This is a genomic window from Cysteiniphilum litorale, assembly GCF_003428165.1.
Classification (GTDB): domain Bacteria; phylum Pseudomonadota; class Gammaproteobacteria; order Francisellales; family Francisellaceae; genus Caedibacter; species Caedibacter litoralis.
In genome coordinates, this window is the sequence record NZ_QLIQ01000084.1 from 1 (window position 1) to 4120 (window position 4120).

A 4120-nucleotide genomic window follows, 5' to 3' on the forward strand; every position below is an offset into this window, starting at 1 on the left:
CATAAGCATCTGCCTTTTGCCGTAAACGATAATGCAATAACTCACGATTGATTGCCCCCTTTGCAATTAGTTCAAAATGTAGCGTGTGCTTGTTCTGCAAAAAGAGCACAGGGGTCAGTGCTGTGGCATTGCCGTAATAAATGCGATAAATCTCTTGCGCAAACTGACATTTGCGGTACGCCGATTCACTGTGACTAAGATAAGGCTGACAATAAGACAAACGCTGATCAGCAACCACAGGTAATACCACTGGAAACTCATTAACGCCTTTGCCATCAAAACTGAAACTCACCACCCTAAAATCAAAGGCTTCAGATAATGCTTTAATCACCGTGGCAAACTGATGACAATGCTGACACTGACTACTAACAAAAAACACCAGTTCATGATCATCTGCCAATTGCCTTATGGGTGATTCGACTGACCCTTGATGTGGTTTATGCGCTTGCCTATATTTAAATGTTTCTGCATCTTCTTTATTTTCTTTATTTTCTGTATTTTGTTTATTTTCTACATCTTCTACATCATTGCTTTGGTGATTATTAGAGGCTTCATCAACACCAAGTAAATCTGATAGTACCTGTTCTGCCAAAGCTGCCTGATCATCATTTTTATTCATGACCTTACTTACATTGCCTACATTGCCCAGATTACTTTCCTTGTTTACCTTACGCTTATCATCTGCTGTTTTATCCTCATGAACCTCAGAGGCTGACTTAACAGTAACCACAGCAAACTGATCATCGCTCATCGTACATGCTGATTGATTAGCACAGGCGGCAAAACTGCTGTTAAAGCAGCACACAAAGGCAAACAATAACCACGAGGCATAACTTAAGCCACGCAGGTAGTTGTCATCACTCAAGCACTTAACATAACCAATACCGTTGTTATAAATAAACCGTTTTACAACGGATAAACAAAAAACGTAAAGCCAATCAAATAAGTTAAGTAGGTAAAAAAAGGAAAGTAAGGTGAGTAGAAAAAATAAGAAAAATAAGTAAGATAATAAAAACAAATTATATGATGTCATGTGACACGTCCCCCTGTAATGGTTTTTGATCATAATTCGTTGCCATCTGTAAAAAGCGCTCAGCCATCTGATCTTGCGCCATAAAGCCATAAGCAAATGGCTGCATCGCTTTCGTTTGATTGTTATACAAAAACAACGCAGGCACTGCTTTTACTCCCCATTGTCTAAGTTGCGCCGTTTGCCAATGCTTTTTACTTTTACTTTTATTTTTACCCATTTCATCCTTTTGATGGATTGGCATATTTTCTTTAATCTCACCAATGACAACCCCATCAACCGCAACGCCTATCAGCGTAATCCCGTACTGATCAGCAAAATGCTGTATTGAACTGCCAAAGGCTTTGCTATGGCTATCTTCACCCTTATAAAAATAAAACAGACCATGTGTTTTGGCATAAGTTTGTATTGCTTGTTGTTGGCGTTTATGTTGACGTTCACGGGTGATCTCTCTGGCACGATCTTGCGTTGGAAATTTAAGCGCATAGGATAAATTTGGATAGTGCAGTAAAGCTTTCTCAAAAGACCGTCCGTAGTCTTTAGCCTGCTCCATCATAAACATCCGCAAATACATCACATAAGCGACATCTTCTACTTTGCGCGTCAATACCGCTTTTGCCTGCATTTCCTCATAATGTGCTTGAAACGCTTTCAGTTGTGCGCTATAGCTTTCTTGTTTTTGTTGTTTTTGTTGTTTTTTTTGGTTTTGGTTTTTTAATAACTTTGCTGCGTTTGGTGGCTGTATGGTTTGAGTTTGTTGCAAATTCTGTTCAACAATCTCATCTTCTTCTTTTTCGTCATTTTTCTCATTGGCTTTTGAGTACCATTGCCAACCCGTGGCATTGTACGATGCCGCTACCACTATCTGGTTTATCATCAAACACCCTATCACCAAGGCGATGAAGAAAACATGTGGGCATCGCAATACAATTAATCTTAAGAAACGTAAAAATACTAAACGTAAACTCAGACGTTGAATACAAACGCTTGAGGGACGCATTAATCTTATTATCCAATCCATCAGGGTTCCTTATACTAATCTTTCATTGATTCGCTGTATATTGCTTTATTTAACGTTTGACGTTATTTACCTTATTCAACCTTAGGTAACGCCGCATTAACCTCTGGCATTGACTTGCCACCACCGAATTTATCTTCCAAGGTTTGCCCCATGCGATCATCTGGAAAGGCAGCTGCTTTGTTCTGTATATCCTGATAAATCTCACGGAAATCAATCCGCCTGAAATCAAGCTGCTGTAACTGCTCTGAGGTCATCCCGCTGCAATTTGGGTGCTCACCTGAGCCAAAACCAATCCCTAACTGATCACGTCTACCCTGCTCTTGTATAATCCGTGAAATTTTAGAACCAAAAACACACCATGTCTGATGATACAAAATACATACGCCTAAAACTTTTTTAGCACAATAACGTCCTGCAAAGGTTGCCAAGCGCTTCTCTTTTGCTGCTTGTAGCTCTTTTTCCTGATCTGAACAATGATGAAAAATCCCGCCGCCACCGTCACAACAGTCATACAAGCCTGCCATTGCCTCACCACAGTCTTTGACATCTCCTTTAAAAATTTGTAGTTGATCTTGGCTGTTTTTTAATTCTTTCCCTGCTTCAACCGCACCTGCTAATCCACTGATCGCCTTTAAAAAATCCGCTGTCGTACCACGTTCAATCTTTTGTTTGAACTGGATGGAGTTGGGATTGCCACAGATTAACTCCTTATCCCCTGCTTTCTCCTCGACACAGTGATACGTTTTCTCATACGTCATACAAAAATTACCGACCTGCTCAACACAGCGCTGTGAGATAAAATTACATTGATCTTCAAATGCCTGACAGGCATTGATTTTATGATAACCACACTTGTATTTTTTGATATATTTCCAACACGGTAAGTCGACATCAACACCGCTAATATGGCGCAAACCACCTGCCTCAATACAGGTTTCCTCAAAATTGACACAAGCAGCAGAGTCAATGTTCTGGCAGTTATCATGCCACGTGATAATAGATTTGCGTTCTATTGTTGATGGTAATTGCAAAACCCCACTGTAGCTAACCATTTGTTCACCAAAAACCCAATTATTAAGTGATTGTATGACAATAATTAATTGTTGGCTTTGAATAAACGGTACGTTTAGGTTATTAAAACTCAACGTCCAACTCCTTTGGCTATTACCCTGCATAGTGACTGCTGAAATAATCGGTGCAAATGTAATGTTATAACTACCAAAATAACCAAGAATAGGACTTGTGTAGGTGAAAGTTAAATTTAATGATTTAATCGTTCCTGAATAAGGAATATGATCCTCTATGCGATACATATGTAATGTAATATTGTTCATCCTTAAGCTATTTTGAAAAGGTACATAATTCCCCTCAATATGATTTTCAATAATCTGTACCTGCGGATACTTAAAACACTCCAGATACTGATGATTTGACACCCGACAATGCTGCGTTGTCGTTTGCGAGGTTGATTGCCCTGCCACTTCTACGCACTGCATATCTTGACCGTTATCCCTTAAAATCTGCTCAGCATTGTCCTGATAACCAACAGCTTTTTGATATGCAGGGTTATTCGGGTTAATTCGATGCTTATTCTTATTATTTGCTGTGCGAACAGCAAGTGCCTCTGGGGTACGATCAAACGTTGGTTGTTTATCTGCATCAATCGCCTTAAAATTCTCTCGATATGCCTTTTCGGGGACATTATTAACATCATCCTTAGTATAATCCTGCGGCTTAATCTGGTTATTTAGTCTGCCTGATTGAATCATTTGTTTTGAATGATGTTGATACTGTGACCCCGTCTGGTCAAATTGCTGTTGCATCTGATTGGCAAATACGCCCTCAGGATAGCTTGCACATATAAATAAGAAAGTTAAAAAAGTTAAAAAATTTAAAAAAGGTAGCAAAGGTAACAAAGATATAAACGGTAATAATAAACCGCTACGACTAACTGTTTGACGTAACATCGCGCACCTCGCTTTGATTATCTATTGTACCTGCTCGCCCTATTATTTTTGTTTTTTCTACCTTATCTGCATTTTTCGATTTTTTTACTTTATCTGCTTTAT

At 39.1% G+C, this 4120-nt stretch carries 3 protein-coding genes; all 3 read right to left on the reverse strand.

What is annotated here, in order from left to right; genetic code table 11:
- On the reverse strand, positions 1-1033 hold a 1033-nt coding region (gene traF / locus DNJ75_RS14335), incomplete at its 3' end, for a conjugal transfer protein TraF (protein WP_170137242.1).
- Positions 1020-1907: a conjugal transfer protein TraF gene (gene traF, locus DNJ75_RS14340; protein ID WP_157968384.1), complete on the reverse strand. Its 888-nt coding sequence runs from the start codon at positions 1905-1907 to the stop codon at positions 1020-1022. The genes traF (DNJ75_RS14340) and traF (DNJ75_RS14335), both read right to left, overlap by 14 nt.
- A 215-nt stretch (positions 1908-2122) precedes the next feature.
- Positions 2123-4018 (reverse strand): conjugal transfer protein TraN, encoded by a 1896-nt coding sequence (gene traN / locus DNJ75_RS14345; RefSeq protein WP_117004124.1) that lies wholly within the window; start codon positions 4016-4018, stop codon positions 2123-2125.
- Between the last annotated feature and the right edge of the window lie 102 nt (positions 4019-4120).

Excerpts from the sequence above, each read along its gene's own strand:
- traF (WP_157968384.1), bottom strand. The coding sequence starts at position 1,907 with ATGATAAACCAGATAGTGGTAGCGGCATCGTACAATGCCACGGGTTGG.
- traN (WP_117004124.1), bottom strand. The coding sequence starts at position 4,018 with ATGTTACGTCAAACAGTTAGTCGTAGCGGTTTATTATTACCGTTTATA.